This window comes from Roseivivax sp. THAF30 (assembly GCF_009363575.1).
GTDB lineage: Bacteria > Pseudomonadota > Alphaproteobacteria > Rhodobacterales > Rhodobacteraceae > Roseivivax > Roseivivax halotolerans.
Genome location: NZ_CP045389.1, coordinates 696243 through 711070 on the forward strand (window position 1 = coordinate 696243; position 14828 = coordinate 711070).

Annotated in this window: 10 protein-coding genes; 6 read left to right on the forward strand and 4 right to left on the reverse strand. The window is 59.4% G+C overall.

The genetic code is table 11. From position 1 onward, the window contains the following. Positions 1-22: 22 nt before the first annotated feature. The 3 genes from FIU91_RS03305 to FIU91_RS03315 form a co-directional block, all read right to left on the reverse strand. On the reverse strand, positions 23-2206 hold the full coding sequence (locus FIU91_RS03305) for an AAA family ATPase (protein ID WP_172974918.1): 2184 nt from the start codon (positions 2204-2206) through the stop codon (positions 23-25). Positions 2207-2276: 70 nt separating this feature from the next. Beyond that, the gene (locus tag FIU91_RS03310; protein WP_152461415.1) at positions 2277-3023 is read right to left on the reverse strand and encodes a hypothetical protein; all 747 of its coding nucleotides are present in this window, start codon (positions 3021-3023) and stop codon (positions 2277-2279) included. A 282-nt stretch (positions 3024-3305) separates the two neighbouring features. Beyond that, positions 3306-3812: a hypothetical protein gene (locus FIU91_RS03315; RefSeq protein WP_152461416.1), complete on the reverse strand. Its 507-nt coding sequence runs from the start codon at positions 3810-3812 to the stop codon at positions 3306-3308. Between the two features lie 110 nt (positions 3813-3922). Between FIU91_RS03315 and FIU91_RS03320 the strand changes: the two genes are divergently transcribed. Continuing rightward, a complete protein-coding gene (locus FIU91_RS03320; protein WP_152461417.1) occupies positions 3923-4093 on the forward strand; it encodes a ribbon-helix-helix protein, CopG family in 171 nt (56 codons plus the stop codon). 435 nt (positions 4094-4528) lie between these two features. Here the strand turns inward: FIU91_RS03320 and FIU91_RS03325 are convergent, their stop codons facing one another. Continuing rightward, positions 4529-6421, reverse strand: a complete 1893-nt coding sequence (locus FIU91_RS03325; protein WP_172974919.1) for an ATP-dependent endonuclease — start codon at positions 6419-6421, stop codon at positions 4529-4531. 205 nt (positions 6422-6626) lie between these two features. Between FIU91_RS03325 and FIU91_RS03330 the strand changes: the two genes are divergently transcribed. The 5 genes from FIU91_RS03330 (at position 6627) to FIU91_RS03350 (ending at position 14827) form a co-directional block, all read left to right on the forward strand. Beyond that, complete coding sequence (locus tag FIU91_RS03330) at positions 6627-9170, forward strand: TerB N-terminal domain-containing protein (RefSeq protein WP_152461419.1); 2544 nt, start codon at positions 6627-6629, stop codon at positions 9168-9170. Beyond that, entirely contained in the window at positions 9148-10455 is a 1308-nt protein-coding gene (locus FIU91_RS03335; protein ID WP_152461420.1) for an ATP-binding protein, read from the forward strand. Before FIU91_RS03330 ends, FIU91_RS03335 begins: the two co-directional genes overlap by 23 nt. A 3-nt stretch (positions 10456-10458) precedes the next feature. Then, positions 10459-12630, forward strand: a complete 2172-nt coding sequence (locus FIU91_RS03340) for a DEAD/DEAH box helicase (RefSeq protein ID WP_152461421.1) — start codon at positions 10459-10461, stop codon at positions 12628-12630. Positions 12631-12765: 135 nt separating this feature from the next. Continuing rightward, positions 12766-13047, forward strand: a complete 282-nt coding sequence (locus FIU91_RS03345) for a hypothetical protein (RefSeq protein WP_152461422.1) — start codon at positions 12766-12768, stop codon at positions 13045-13047. Between the two features lie 559 nt (positions 13048-13606). Beyond that, positions 13607-14827, forward strand: a complete 1221-nt coding sequence (locus tag FIU91_RS03350; protein ID WP_152461423.1) for an exonuclease SbcCD subunit D — start codon at positions 13607-13609, stop codon at positions 14825-14827. Position 14828: the final 1 nt, after the last annotated feature.

A 14828-nucleotide genomic window follows, 5' to 3' on the forward strand; every position in this document is an offset into this window, starting at 1 on the left:
AGAACACTATCACAGAGCGAACCTAAGGACATGGGCTGTCGCCATGGGTGCTGACGGGGTGAACTCGAAAGAACGCCGCGATCTCATCCCGCTCCATCTCTCTCGAGCGGACGAGCATTTCTGCCAGCCCCTCGATCAGGTCCCGGGTCTCTCGGACAACGTGTTCTGCGAAATCCGCCTCATCGCGCATGATCCGATCGAGGGCATCGCCGAGTTCCGTGCCCGGAAGCATGCGCCCAAGGAGAGTAGGATGCACGGACAGGAGGCTCTTGCCGTCCAATCCCCAGCTGTGTCGCAGGTTGAACGCCGCGCGAGTGGCTTGCGCAAGATCGTCAGCCGCGCCGCTCGATGGCCCGTCGAGCAGCACGCTTTCTGCGGCGCGGCCTGCCAAGAGAGCAGCGATGCGCATGCGCGCCGTCTCCGCCGTTTCGATCTTCCTGGGGCTGTCGTGGACCTCGCCACCCTCTGGCGTGATCCGAACGCGGGTGGGGATATCCCCGGTCAGCCGCCAGTTGACGACCACATGCCCGGCTTCGTGGATGGCGATGCGCCACAGATCCTCGCCTGAGCGTTTCGGCGCGATCTCTGCGATCGCCGCGACAAGATGGTGGTCTTCCAGCGAACTGCCATCCTGCCGCGCCTGCGTCTTGGCGCCACGGATCATCGCGGCGATGGTCGCTCCGGAGCAGCCCGAAAGCTGGCGCGCGTGACCCGCGAGATCGAGCCGATCCGGGTCATTCATAGATCCGGACAGGATCCGGATGATCCCGGCCTGATCCGGTGGGCCGATCTCGTAATGCTGATCAAAGCGGCCGGGACGCAGGATCGCAGGATCGATCAAATGGCGGTTATTCGCGGCGCCGACAAGGAGAACGCCGGGCGCATCGTTGAGCCGCGAGAGATGCTCGAGCAGTCCGTTGACCACCCCGATATTGTAGCTCGAATTCTGCGTGGCGTTATTCCGGACCAGGAAAGAATCCAGCTCATCGATCAGCAGCACGGCCGGCGCCCGCGACATCGCCTCGGTAACCTTGTCCGATAACGCGCGGAGAAAATCCCCCTGATGGCCATGTTTTTGGCAATCGGCGTAGCTCGTTGTGATCAGCGAGATCCGGGCCGATCCTGCCAGCGCGGAGGCCAGCAGGGTCTTGCCATTGCCCGGCGGGCCGCTGAGGAACAGCGATGCTGAGACATCCGACCATTCGAGCGAGCCGGATTGCCATGCGGCGAGGTCTGCCAGCAGCCGATCGAGACCGCTCCGCAGCGGAGCGGGCAGCGCGATATCATCCAGTGTCAGATCGGGCCGCACATCCGCGCGCGCGGCAATTCCGGAGAGGCGCTCGGCGACGCGCAGCGTCGTGTCCGCCGCCATGGCATGGTCGAGCAGGCCAGGGTGCAGTCCCGCAAGCGCGGAGTCCGGGGGCAGGCGCGCGAGAACGGCGTCCTCGGCGAGCTCGCCGGTAACCGAATGGGTGACGCGCAAGATCTCGACGATCATCTCCCGCGTCAGGGAAGGGAGGTGCCATGTCGCCTGGCTGAGCAGGCGGCCGATCTCGGGCATGTCGTCTGCGTGCGACGCCAATGCCCAGACTGCAGCGCCCTTCGAGACGGCCAGCTCCACCGCTTCGCGGAACTCCGCCGTCTTGCGCGCCTGATTGCGCTCAGATGCCTCGCCGCCAAATACGGGTGTCTCGGGCCAACTCATCAAGATCCCGCAAGATGCAGAAGACTTGCGCATGGCATGCAGCAACTCGCTCAGAGCGCGCCACCCGAGCTCGCGGTCCCGGCGCTGCGGGATTACGAGCGTCGTCACGACCCCCGGAGCAGTGAAACGCTCGAAGGCGTCCTGCGTGGGCGTCAGGGCCAGCAGGCGCAGCGCCATGCTCATCTCTCGGAGCGGCGGCGAGGACATGCGGCGATGCGGGCGGCCGTGGAGATCCGTGGCAAAGGGATCCTCTCCGGACGCGATCCGGGTCGCAATCTCCTCACCCGTCATCGCGCTGGCCTCTGGCACACCGCGATAGGTCGCATTGAGCTTTGCGGAGAGCGACTCCGCGTCCGGATCTGGAGTGGAGGGGGTGTCGCGGAGCCGCGCGCGCAGCGCGTCCTCGAGCACGAGGCTGCGTGCGACGAGGTCGTTGAGGATCGTGCGCGCGAATGCGCGCGCGAAGGAAGAAAGGGCCACAGGCCCAAGGGCTTGAGACATAGGTCGGCCTCCGGATGCGTGAGAGAAATCCCGGACAGCCGAAAGCTGTCCGGAAAAGAGTGCAATGAGATCAGGGAGATGAGATGGGGAGCCCGGCTTCGATGCGGTCCAGAAGGTGGCGAAGGATGGGCTCCGCAGAGATATGGTAGATCTCGCTGCGGGTGTTGATCGCGTCGCCATATACCGACTTGGGCACGATTAACTCCGGATTATATCGGCGCATGTAGGTATGTGCCTTCTTCTCCTGACAAACCGCATCGTGGCCGGTCGGGACCGGAACCGTCCGGAGAATCCGGCTCGGAGTGTCGCGCGTGATGCCGAGTTGTTGTCGGAGCCGTCGCGCCGGATTGCTGCTGTATCCCAGCTTCAGCACCTGTTCCGGATCAAGATCGACCCGGAACAGGTAGAGTTGCGAAGGCTTCGACGTCCAGCTCTCCCCGCACGCGGCGCAGTCGACGTCGCCCCAGCGCATATTGCCATTGGAGACGTCCTGTAGATGCCCGCAGCTGTGGCGATAGCTGCGATATCCGGTGCGTCCGGATGCAGCCGGTCCGACAAGGCGCCAGTCATGGTCGCGCGCGATTGCATCATAGCGCTCCTCGCGGCAGGTCTCGCAGCCTGCTGCACAGTCGCCTTCGGCGGCACGCTCGATCCGGTAATACTGGCGGCGAACGATATGACCGCAGCTCAGCCGAAACACGCCATAATGGCGATGATCTGGATCGGGACCGATCAGGATGGCCCCGATCCGGGACGCGGCCGCCGCGCGACGGGTCCGGATGCACACGGGACATTCCGGAGAGTGGTCGCGGATCACGCTGCGGCGCTTGACCAGAACAGTGTTGCAGTTCCGGCACCGGATCAGCAGCCGGGTGCGATCAGTGAGCCGGGAGAGAATCTTAAAGCCAGAGCGCGTCGCGGCCTCATGCAGGGCGGCGGGCAGGGGGCCTGCGCGCAGAGTGACCTTCGTGGCATCAATGATGCAGGAGATGGGTTGTGAAACTGTGAATGGGGATCCTCCTGAGCAAGTCGGAAATAAAGATGCAGAAAGGCGACCCGGGCCGAGCCCGGGGCCCTGGGATGTGAACGGGAAAAGGGTTCAGCCGTGGGAGGGCGCGCCCGGATCAAAAACCGTTTCGGGATCTGGATCTGCTGCCGTCTCGCTGTCCTCGATGATGACGCTGAGGAGGGAAGAGAGGTGTGACAACTGCCGGGTCAGGACCAAGCTTTCGAGATCGACGCGCGCAGCCGAGCGGCAGGCGGCACGCATCAAAGAGACAGGCGCGGTGCGCAGGCGATCATGGTCCAGCCCGCGATCCTGCAGCACGTCCAGAACATGCTCCGCCGCGAGAACATGCGCGTCTCCAAGATGGGGCCGCGCGAGGAAGCGCAGCGTAGCCGTCTCGCAAGTCTCCCAGGCATACGCAGCCTTGTGTGCGAGATCACTCAGCGCGATATCAAAAAATTGATCGCCGACGAGGGCTTCGGCATCGATGGCCTCGTGCAGCTGATCGATGATCGCGTCGAGTGCATCGGCGTCGCGAAAGAAGCTCTCGGGACAGGTTCCGGACAGAGGTGGGGTCGTGATAGGGGCGTGCATAGCCATGGAGATCTCCCAACAGATCAAAGTGGTCAGTGTCGGTGCGGGAGTTGCAGCTCTTGCGCCGACACGCATTACATGTGATATTGATATTGAAAAATCAAGAGGTCAATATCATGAAATCCAAGGGACGACCGAAAGTCGACACATCACCGGTCCTCGTGCGCGTCGATGCCGAGATGCTGCAAGCCATAGACGACGCAAGGCGCATCGAGCAGGACGTGCCGACACGGCCAGAGATGATCAGGCGGATGATCGCGGAATGGATCGAGCGGCGGGATGGGTGATCGGATAGAAACTATCTCGCCGTAGCTTTCCGGTTCCACTTCAGCCGATCGCACCCATGCAATCGGCGAAAAGCTCGACTTTTGCAGACCTCAGCCGTCCCTTGGCTTGATATCATTTGCGCGAACCACGATCTCAACAGTTCCAAAACGCGCCAACGGGCGCGGTCGCCGTCCATCTACACATTCAGCCTTGGCAACTAGCTCTGCTAACGGGTCGCCCGTCCGCAAGCCGAGCACCATATATGTGAGCCATTCCGCGAAAGAGCGAGACGCAGCACCGACCAGGTCTGTTGGAAGTTGCGAGGCCCTCGCAGAGTGAAACCGCGCCATATCCTCGATCAGCTGCGTTGGTCCCGCAGTCATGAGAACTTTTAGGCAGCGTGACACATGAAGAGGCTTGCGGCTCGGACGATTAGGCGGTTACGTGGTTCGGCGCTAGACCAAGATACGTTCTACCAATTTTTGTAGGATGGGAAAGGTCTTTCCCTTATTCCACGCAGACGACATAGACGCCGCAATGAATAGCGGATGCTTTCTGGAATTGCGTAAATTACCGACAGCGTCACGGCCAGATTGTAGGCATGCCTCGATGTCCTCGCCAAACTCTGCTTCGAGTGTCCTCTCAATATTAAAACGCCAGCCCGTAACATTTGACAGAAAAATATGATCGGTTGGAAAGCTTCCGATTTTTTCATGCCCCGATAGCTCTAGTATCGCGTCGTTATCCCTAATATGCTCATTATAGGGTTCCCTGAACTTATCCGGATTGGCAGTGAATTTTTCCTCATATTCGGAGTCGCAGTCAAAGATAGCGTGATACGGAATCTTGAAGCTCTTCATTATTAGAATCATGAGCGCAAGCGAGCTTTTTCCCTCACAAACAACGATGGTTGCTCCGGATTTCTGAAACTCTGACCTTTTTCCGGACAGCCGCATATAAGCCTCGATGCAGGCCAAATCAGATACGCCCTCAACGACGACTACGCGTTCAGCAAAGAATACCTCATTGAACTTAGGTTGAGTTTGTATTGCGAGCTTAGTTCGGGCTTGATCCTCGTTTTGAAGAGGCTTTTTGAATGCTGCATTGTAGTTGTCAAGGACTTCTGAGAATGAAGACGATGAAACAGTTGCTACGCCAGATGTATTTCTGAAAACCTTTATACCATCGAAATACTCAACATCGATAAAGTATGGGCTATGCGTGGTGAGAAGAACTTGAGAGTCTCCAGCCGCCAATTCCATCAATATCTCTGCAAGGTGACGAGCTTGGGGCGGATGCTGATAAAGTTCTGGCTCTTCGCAGCCGAGGATGAGTGTTGGATTTACTGCATTGTCAACGGCCATTAACTCTTGAAGGATTACAAGTAAAAATGATCGTTGCAACCCATGCCCAAACTTATCAACTCGATCAACATATCCGCGTTCGGACAGGAGCACCTGCGCGATTGGATCCTGCACAGAAACAGACTTCTCGTCCTTCTTCCAGTCCAATTTGAGGTCTGCCTCGGTCATTACGGCGGCTTGCAATCTCTCCGCCAGTCGAGCTTGCAAGTCTCCCAGGTGAGACGTTTGGTCCGACAAAAGCTTTGAGTAGGCGTCTAATGCGTCTGTTCTGATGCGCTCAAGTTCAGCGTCGTAGTTCATCTGGCTTCTTATGGTGTGCTGAATGAGCTTTCCCAAGTGAGAGGTTTTGGCTTCCTCGGATTCGCTTGATGCGTCTTTAACTGCAGGGACGTAAACCCAGCACAAATGGCGCTGAAATTTATGAATACCTTTGCTAATTCCAAAAAATTCGCCGCCGCTAGGAACTAGCTCTTTTTGATCCTCGGGCAGCTCTCCTTCATATTTAGCAAGCGCCGCAGAACGATCTCCATCGTTTGTTGCCGCGTCGATTCCATTATACCTTTCTCGAAGATTCTTGAATACGATCCCCCTGTCTTTCGCTGTTGCGGCCTCAAAATACTCCCTAAATGGAGGGAAAATTAGTCTCTCCCCTCTAATAACTCTTTTAAAGCTACCGTCGTCGGCTTTGCTAACTTCTGCATGCACAATAAGCTGACCTGCACGTGCGTAGTGCTTGAATTCTTCTGCGGCCTCTTCACTTAGATCGCAAAATATGACAGTGATTTTAATGGGTTTCTCAGTGTTTCTTGCATGGAAGTCTTCGTCTGAGAAGCTATTTATTTCTCCAAAAAACACATTCAAAGCATGTAGTGTTGTGGACTTTCCGGCACCGTTAGGGCCGACAAACGAGTTATATTTAGTGAGATTAATGGTTTCGTCGACTATCGATCGAAAGTTTACGATTTTTACTGTCTTAATTTGCAAGGCTGCACCACGCGACAATAGAGAACTAGAGGTTAAGGGTCTTTGCGGTGCAGAAGGCACTAGTCAGACATGATAATCAACCTGATCGTGTAACTGTGCTTCAACCGCACCGTTTGCAGGGCTAGTGTGCTCCACACGCATCAGCAGTTGCCCGAGCGGCCACGCGTCGTCAGAATAAGCCAATGGCCAAGCTCGGACATATTCAATGAAATATATACTCGCTGTTTTTCGCGTGGTTATCTGGTATTCGCTGCTATTCGTCGTAGCCATGATCGGGATCGTCGCAGCCGGTGACGTATTGTCGCCTGGTGCGCAGATGGCGGTTGCCTTCATCGCTCCTGCTGTTGGAGTATGGCGCCTTGAGAGGCGTAGGAAGTTCAAACGAGCGTCTCGCACGAATAAGGTGCATACCGCTGCTCCGACGACTCCGCCTATGCCGGAAAAGCATGGTTTGAAGGGCGGAGCCAACGAGTATGCGCCGCCAGAGAGTTCGGCACCTCGGGGCGCTGCAAGCAAAACCAATACCGATCCCACGGAGAGGCCATCTTCGAATCGCAGGTCGGAGTCCAGCCAAGGTTACGCGGCAATCGCACGGCATTCACGCGAGATCGCCGCCAAGCGCGACCGTGGCCAACAGCGTGCCCCCGCGTCTGCATCGCGACGTCAGGACTGGGTGCCGAAAGGGGAGACAGTCGAGGTTGGGGGGCGGCACCTAGACGGTATGATCTATGTTGGGACCCCGCCGGCGCTGAGCACCTACGGCTACAGTGAGAAATCGCGCCCCTATATTGATCCTGCGTTGCCGGTTGCTCGAGCAGGAACCGACAAAGCCGGTCACGATATGCCCTACTGGCCGGGATACTCCGGGATTCCTCCACGCTGCCGGGCGACGTATCTCGATTGGCTGGCTTCGGGGCGCTCCGATACCTCCTACGATCCTGGATACATGTTCCTCTACTTCTACGGGCTAGAGCGCAGGTTTTTCATGGACGAGCCATCGCAGGACGAGCGGCAGGATCTCGTGGAAGAAGCGCGACGGCTGGCAGGTCTATACCCGGGCAACCGTTCCGTTCAGCGATACCTGAGCGAATTCATCGAAATCGGCCAAGCCGGGGTGATCGAAGCCCACAAGATTGAACCAATTTTTGAGAACCAGACTTGGGAGCTGCCGTTCTCGCTGAAGCTGGCTCTCGGTGTCAGGATCCGGGAGGACGAGCCACTCGATGCCGACTGGGTTCTAAGCTGGCTGATGTGTGATCCAGAGAGCAGATTGCGAACTCCGGCGTCACGGTGCTTCGAGGAATTCAGAGAACTTTTCAGATTGAAGTTCATGGCCCTCCATCCAGAAGGGCTGAAAATTCGCAAGCCACGGGCAACCTTGAAAGCGACATACAGGGCTGCGTCCAGCGAGTTTACCGGAACGGTGACTGCCGAACTCGGAGGCAAACCCGTGCCTGACGTGTCTGGCTTGCGGCAACCTATACAGCAAGCTCAGAAGATCGCCGAGGAAGCGATGGAAGACCTCGACAAATATAGCCGATTCCTCGGTCGAAATCCCGATGGGCGTGGCACCATGGAAGCGCATGCGCTGCTGCCCTTGGAACTCTGGTCTTTGTTTCCCGCCGCCGAAATGGATGCCCTCAAGGCGTGGGCGGCGGAGATCGTTGCGGCCGGCGGTCTCGTTACGGCAGGCGATGTCGTCAAGCGGCTCGAGGGTGTCAGACCGGAGAAGATCGGGAAGCGGCATTTGACTGGAGCTGCGGACGCGCTGGCGCGTCTTGGGTTCGGCTTGGCACCGGATCCACGCTTCGCCTTGCGTTCCCCCAAAGCCGAAGAGCCTGTGGTTCTCTTCCATCTCGGAGCGCCGGTGGAGAAGCTCGAGGATGTCTCGGCGGGCTACCGTTCCGCGCTCATGCAGCTCGCGCTGGCCTCCTTCGTGGCACACGCGGATGGACATATTGCTGAGGCAGAGCGAGTGGCGCTGGCGGAGCAGGCCCGAAGCGCCGAGGGCTTGAGCGAACAGGAAAAGCACCGGCTTCAGGCAAATGTAGACTGGTTCCTTGCCGTGCCGCCCGACATTACTCTTCTCAGGCGAAAACTGAAGGATTCCGCGGAGGAGGACCTCGCCGCTCTCAGGGCATCGATCGTCGCCGCGGCGCCTGCAGACGGTGTGATCCAGTCTGAGGAGGTGGCCGGGATCGAAAAACTCTACAAGGCGCTCGGCATGGACCCCGGACTCGCTTATTCCGACTTGCATGCAGGCGTTGTTCCGGATGGGCCTAGGACTGTGCGCCCACCAAGGAGCGGGGCTCCCGGCGAGGCCATTCCGGACGAGCCGGTCACTGAGGCGCGGACACTAGACAGCGCGCGCATAGCGGCAATTCGATCGGACACAGAACGGGTGTCCTCGGTGCTGGGTGAAATCTTCGCTGAGGACGAAGAGAGCGAGACTGTCGGTGGTCTCGCAACAGACCATCCGTTCGATGGACTCGATGAGAAACACGCCGAGCTGGTGCGCACGTTGGTGTCCCAGGCGCATTGGAGCGAAGAGACGTTCGAGGCAGTCTGCGACACACATGGCGTAATGCCCGCTGGCGCACTTGAAGCGGTGAACGAGTGGTCGTTCGAGACCTATGACGAGCCGTTGCTGGATGAATACGATGGATACGACGTCTCGCCGGATGTCTCGGCGGCGATCAACGAAAAACTCGGAGGGGGGGCCAGGAATGTCCAGACTGAAACCGCGTGAACGCGATGCGATCGTGCAGGCACTACGAGCGGGTGTCGTGCCCAAGCTCGGATTGCGTCACATTCAGGTCGGACGGGCGCGTGAGATCAAGGAATTGGTCAAGGATATGGACCGGATCGCGGATGGCGGTTCGGCGATCCGGTTCGTGATTGGCGAATACGGATCCGGCAAGACGTTCTTCATGAACTTGATCCGGCTCGTCGCTCTGGAGAAAGGGCTTGTCGTGATGTTTGCCGATCTTGCGCCAGATCGCCGTATTCACGCGACCGGCGGGCAGGCGCGCGGGCTTTACGCCGAAATGGCGCGCAACCTCTCGACGCGGACCAAGCCGGACGGTGGTGCGCTGGCGAGTGTCGTGGAGCGGTTCGTATCTCAGGCCCACCGGGATGCAGAAGCGCGCGACATGCCGACCGGCTCGGTCATCCGCGAACGTCTTGGCCATTTCGAAGAGCTGACCGGCGGTTTCGAGTTCTCAGAAGTGATCCGGCGCTACTGGGAAGGGCATGAGAACGGTGACGAGGATCTGAAATCGGCCGCGCTACGTTGGCTGCGCGGCGAGTTTTCGACACGCACTGATGCACGCAAGGCGCTCGGCGTTCGGACGATCATCGACGATGCCAGTGTCTACGATCACCTTAAGCTGATGTCGGCGTTTGTTTGCGAGGCAGGCTACAAGGGTTTGTTGGTCGGGCTCGACGAGATGGTCAATCTCTACAAGCTGACCTCGGCGCAGGCTCGCAATGCGAACTACGAGCAGATCCTACGTATTCTGAACGACGTTCTACAGGGGAGCGCGCAGAACCTCGGGTTCTTAATGGGCGGAACGCCCGAGTTCCTGATGAACACACGCCGCGGGCTTTACAGCTACGAGGCCTTGCAGTCTCGACTGGCGGAGAACACCTTCGCCCGCGACGGCCTCGTCGATCTCTCGGGGCCCGTCATCCGCCTCGCGAACCTGACACCCGAAGATATGTTTGTATTACTGGCAAATGTCCGTGCGGTCATGCAGGACGAGGGTAACGCGGTGTCGGACGCGGCGCTCGAAGCTTTCATGGCGCACTGTTCGGACCGTATCGGCGAGGCCTATTTTCGGACTCCGCGAAACACCGTAACGGCCTTCGTGAACCTGCTGTCGATATTGGAGCAGAACCCGGGCACCGAATGGAGCGATTTGATCGAAAGGATCGAGTTGTCCGAGGACGGCGGAGACGATCTAACTGACGTTGACGAGGATACTGGAGCGCGTCCGTCAGGTGACGACGATCTCGTCAGTTTCAAGCTCTGATCGGTGAGCGCTGCGTTCGACAAGCTTGCGCGTCCGGTCCAGAAATGGATCCGTTCGAAGGGCTGGCGCGAGTTGCGAGACATCCAGGCGCGGGCAACGCAAGCGATCCTTGATGGCGATGGCGACGTGATTATCGCTGCCTCCACCGCCGGCGGGAAGACCGAGGCAGCATTCCTGCCGCTGATCTCCGAAGTTCTCGACGGCCCGAGATCGCAAGGTCAGGGGTTTGATCTGCTCTACATCGGTCCGCTCAAGGCGCTGATCACAGACCAAGCCGCGCGCCTCGAGGACATCTGTCGGGACGCAATATTGCCGGTGGTGCCTTGGCATGGTGATGTGTCGCAGTCGGTCAAGGCTCGGGCTCTCAAAACGCCCGGTGGAACCCTGATGATTACTCCGGAATCTCTCGAGGCCCTGTTCATTCGCCGTGGCCTTGAGATACCGCGCCTCTTTCGCGGCCTGCGTGCGGTGGTGATCGACGAATTGCACAGCGTGCTTGATACTGAGAGGGGTGTGCAATTGCGGTCGCTCCTAGCGCGCATGGAGCTCTCAATCGGTCATCCGGTGCGGCGTGTCGGACTATCCGCCACGCTAGGGGATATGGGGCTCGCCAAAGCGTATCTCCGACCCGATAGCGCGAGCGAGGTTACGCTGATCGAGGGGGATAGCGGCGAGTCCGAACTTCGTCTTCAAGTCAGGGGGTACTTGTCTGGTGGCGAAGGGGACGATGCGCGGTCAGCAACGGACGCGGTCGCCGAACATCTCTTCGCGAACCTTCGCGGGACCGACAATCTGGTATTTGCCGGGTCGCGTCAATCAGTCGAAATCTATGCCGACCGATTGCGCGATCTCTGCGAGCGCGAGCACATGCCGCAGGAATTTTATCCGCATCATGCGAGCCTGTCCCGGGAGCATCGTGATTTCGTGGAGCGTCGGCTGAAAGACCCCGGCAAGCCGACAACGGCGGTCTGCACGTCCACGCTCGAGCTTGGGATCGACATCGGTGATGTGACCTGCGTCGCCCAGATCGGCGCGCCGTTCAGTGTTGCTGCCCTTCGTCAGCGTTTGGGGCGATCCGGCCGACGCGAGGGGCAGCCTGCGATCCTGCGGCAATATGCCGTTGAGACAGCGCTATCGTCAGATAGCAGCTTCGTGGATCGGCTTCGGCTGGGCCTCGTCCGGGCCATCGCCATGATTGAGCTGCTGCTGGAGGGGTGGTGCGAACCGCCGAAACCGCAAGCGCTGCATCTGTCCACGCTCGTCCATCAAATTCTCTCTGTGATTGCGGAGCGCGGAGGTGCTTCGGCAAGCCGCCTTTACGCCATACTTTGTCGGGAGGGCCCGTTTCGCGCCGTGAGCCAGGCACAGTTTCTCGACGTCCTGCGCTCTATTGGGGAAGCTAATACAGCCTTGATTGAACAAGCTGACGACGGGAGTCTCTTGCTTGGCCGTGTCGGCGAGAAGCTGGTCGAGCATTACGGTTTCTATGCTGTCTTCAAGACCCCTGAGGAGTTCCGCCTTATATGCGACGGGCGCGAACTCGGAACTATACCGATCGAAAATATCCTGGCCCCCGGCATGCTGCTGATTTTCTCGGGGCGTCGGTGGGTCGTTGAGAAGATGCACGACCGCGAGAAAGCGATCGTCGTCAAGCCGGCCAAGGCAGGAACCCCGCCCATGTTCGGCGGCGATCCCGGTGATATCCACGACAGAGTGATAGAGCGTATGTTCGACATCTTCGAAGGCGAACTGATCCCGAGTTACCTCGATAAGACAGCCTCGGAATTGCTCGAAGAGGCGCGTCGAAACTTCCATATGCTTGGCTTCGGTGAGACGAGCATCGTTTCGATCGGACCGGACAGCTCCATCCTCGCGATCCGAGTAGGGACCATCAGGGCTGTATCACTGGCGCTGGCCCTAAGAGGACAGGGGTTTGAGGTCGAACAGCATGATGGTTTTCTGAAGGTGGAGCGCAAGGGGGATGCGCCTGCGCTGTGTGAAGCGCTCAAGAGAATTTTGGATCAGGAAGAGCCCGACCTCGCGGCGGGAGCGCCCAATCTCATGTTCGAGAAATTCCACCACTACTTGAGCCAAGACCTCCTTGAGCTTGACGCGAGATCTTGTCGTCTTGACCTAACTGGCGTCGTGATGACCGCCGAGCGCTTGATGCGATGATTTTCGGCACGCCTCGGAAGGTATGCCTCCATCAGATCTTCGGAAGTAAGCAGACCGATATCATCAAACCTGACAACGCGCCGTCGAAAGTATATGGTCCGGAAGTGGTTACGACGAATTCCGAAGGGTATGACAATGGGCGTCATCAGAGATCGCCTCAGGCAAACGCGGCCGGACGTCGAAGAGCAGCTGATCCTCAATGAAGACAAGCGCGAAATAGCGTTGGAAGCGCGGCGAGTGCGAAAGATCCGCCGGTTGACCGTCGAGCAGTTGGCTGAAGCGAGTGGCCTGAGCCTGGACGAGGTTTTGGCGATTGAAGCTCCTTCGGGAGAACTCCCGAGCCTTACGTCGTTAAAAACCTATGCAGAGTTCTGCGGAGCGAAGATAAGGGTCCGCTTCGAGGCGAGCGAACGATAGGTGCATAAAGGCGGTGATCCTTGGTCGGTCGGGCCGCTGCTTTGAGCAAGCCAAGAACAACAAGAAATCGGTCGCTACGTGACACGCGCCCGCGAACCAGACGGGTTCGATGAGAGGTCGGGGCGGGAAAGATGATCATTCGCCCTACCGGACCGTGAGAGAAGTCGGTCTTCGTCCACCTTGGGCCGTCACGCTTCAACGAAGCAAAAGCAACATGTGACACGAATATCGAAATATATCAGTTAGTTACTTCTTGTCACGCGTCACACCCGAATGTTTATTACATGCGTGTGTGCGTGTGTGCGTGCGTGCGCGTAGGTGCGCGCATGTGAATACATATTTCTCTATTCCGTGACACAGATAGATAGAATGAGATATTCGTTCGTAAAGTCAGTGGGTTAGGTATGTCACACGAGGTGTCACAGGGCGTGACAAACTGGCCGATTTCCGTGACAAAATCCGTCACAACAAGCCTTTGGTGAAGGAACCCTCGGGTGCTCTGATGTTCTCGTTGATCAAACGTCCGGAGCCATCGTCGACCACGCAGGGATCAAGTAACATGCGCATTCTTCACACGGCAGACTGGCACATCGGACAGACTTTGAACGGCTGGGCCCGGGACGAGGAGCACCGCGTGTGGCTCGACGAGCTCTCCGGCATCCTCGCTCGTGAAGAGATCGACGTCCTCCTGGTTTCCGGCGACGTCTTCGACGGCATCAATCCCTCGGGCGGCAGCCAGCGGCTGCTCTACTCGGCCCTGCGCCGCTTCAAGGATGCTCGCCCCGGGCTGCGCACGGTGATCACCGGCGGCAACCACGATCCCGCGGGCCGCCTCGAGGCACCTTCGGCCATCCTCGAAAGCCTCGATGTCCATGTCTTCGCCACGGTGCGCCGTGACGGCGAGGAGATCCTGGCGGATCGCCACATGGTCCCGCTGCCGGGCCCGGACGGCGCGCCCCGCGCCTGGGTCTGCGCCATCCCGTTCCTCCGCGCGCCGGATCTTCCGGGCCTCAGTTTCGCAGCCGGCGAAGGGCGCGGCTCGCCCATCGTCGAGGCGGCCCGCCGTTTCCATGCGATGATGGCGGCACGGGCCCGCGAGACCGCCGGAAACCTGCCTGTCATCGCCATGGGGCACTTGCATTGCCACGGCGCCACCGAGAGCGAGGGCGCCGAGCGGCGCATCCTGATCGGCGGCGAGCATGCGCTGCCCGAGGATGTCTTCCCCGAGGGGTTCGACTACGTCGCGCTCGGCCACCTGCATCGCCACCAGACGCTCGGTGGCCGGATCCGCTACTCGGGCTCGTGCTTTCCGCTCTCCGCAGCGGAGGCTGGCTACGACCACGGCGTGACCCTCCTCGAGATCGAGGAAAACTTCATTTCACACACGCATGTGCCGATCACGCGGCCCGCGGAGATGCTGCGCTTCCCGCAGCGCGGCACCATGACCTTCGCGGAATTCGAGGCGGCGCTCGATGACCTGGACTTCGATCCCGACACGCCGAGCGGCCTGCAGCCCTTCGTCTACGTGAATCTCGAGGCGACCGGGCCCGCGGCGGTTCTTCTGGGTGAGGCCGAGAAGCTCCTCGCGGCCGCGCCGGTGCGGCCCGCGGGTATCCGCGTGCGGCGCGACGCGGCAAACGAGGATGCCGCGCCCGAGCTGCAATCGCTCGGGGATACCACCCCCGAGGCGCTGTTCCGCCCGGCCTTCGAGAAGGCCAATGGCACGGCGCCGGAAGACCGGCACATCGCCGCGTTCCGCGAAGCCTTGGTAGGAGAGTGAC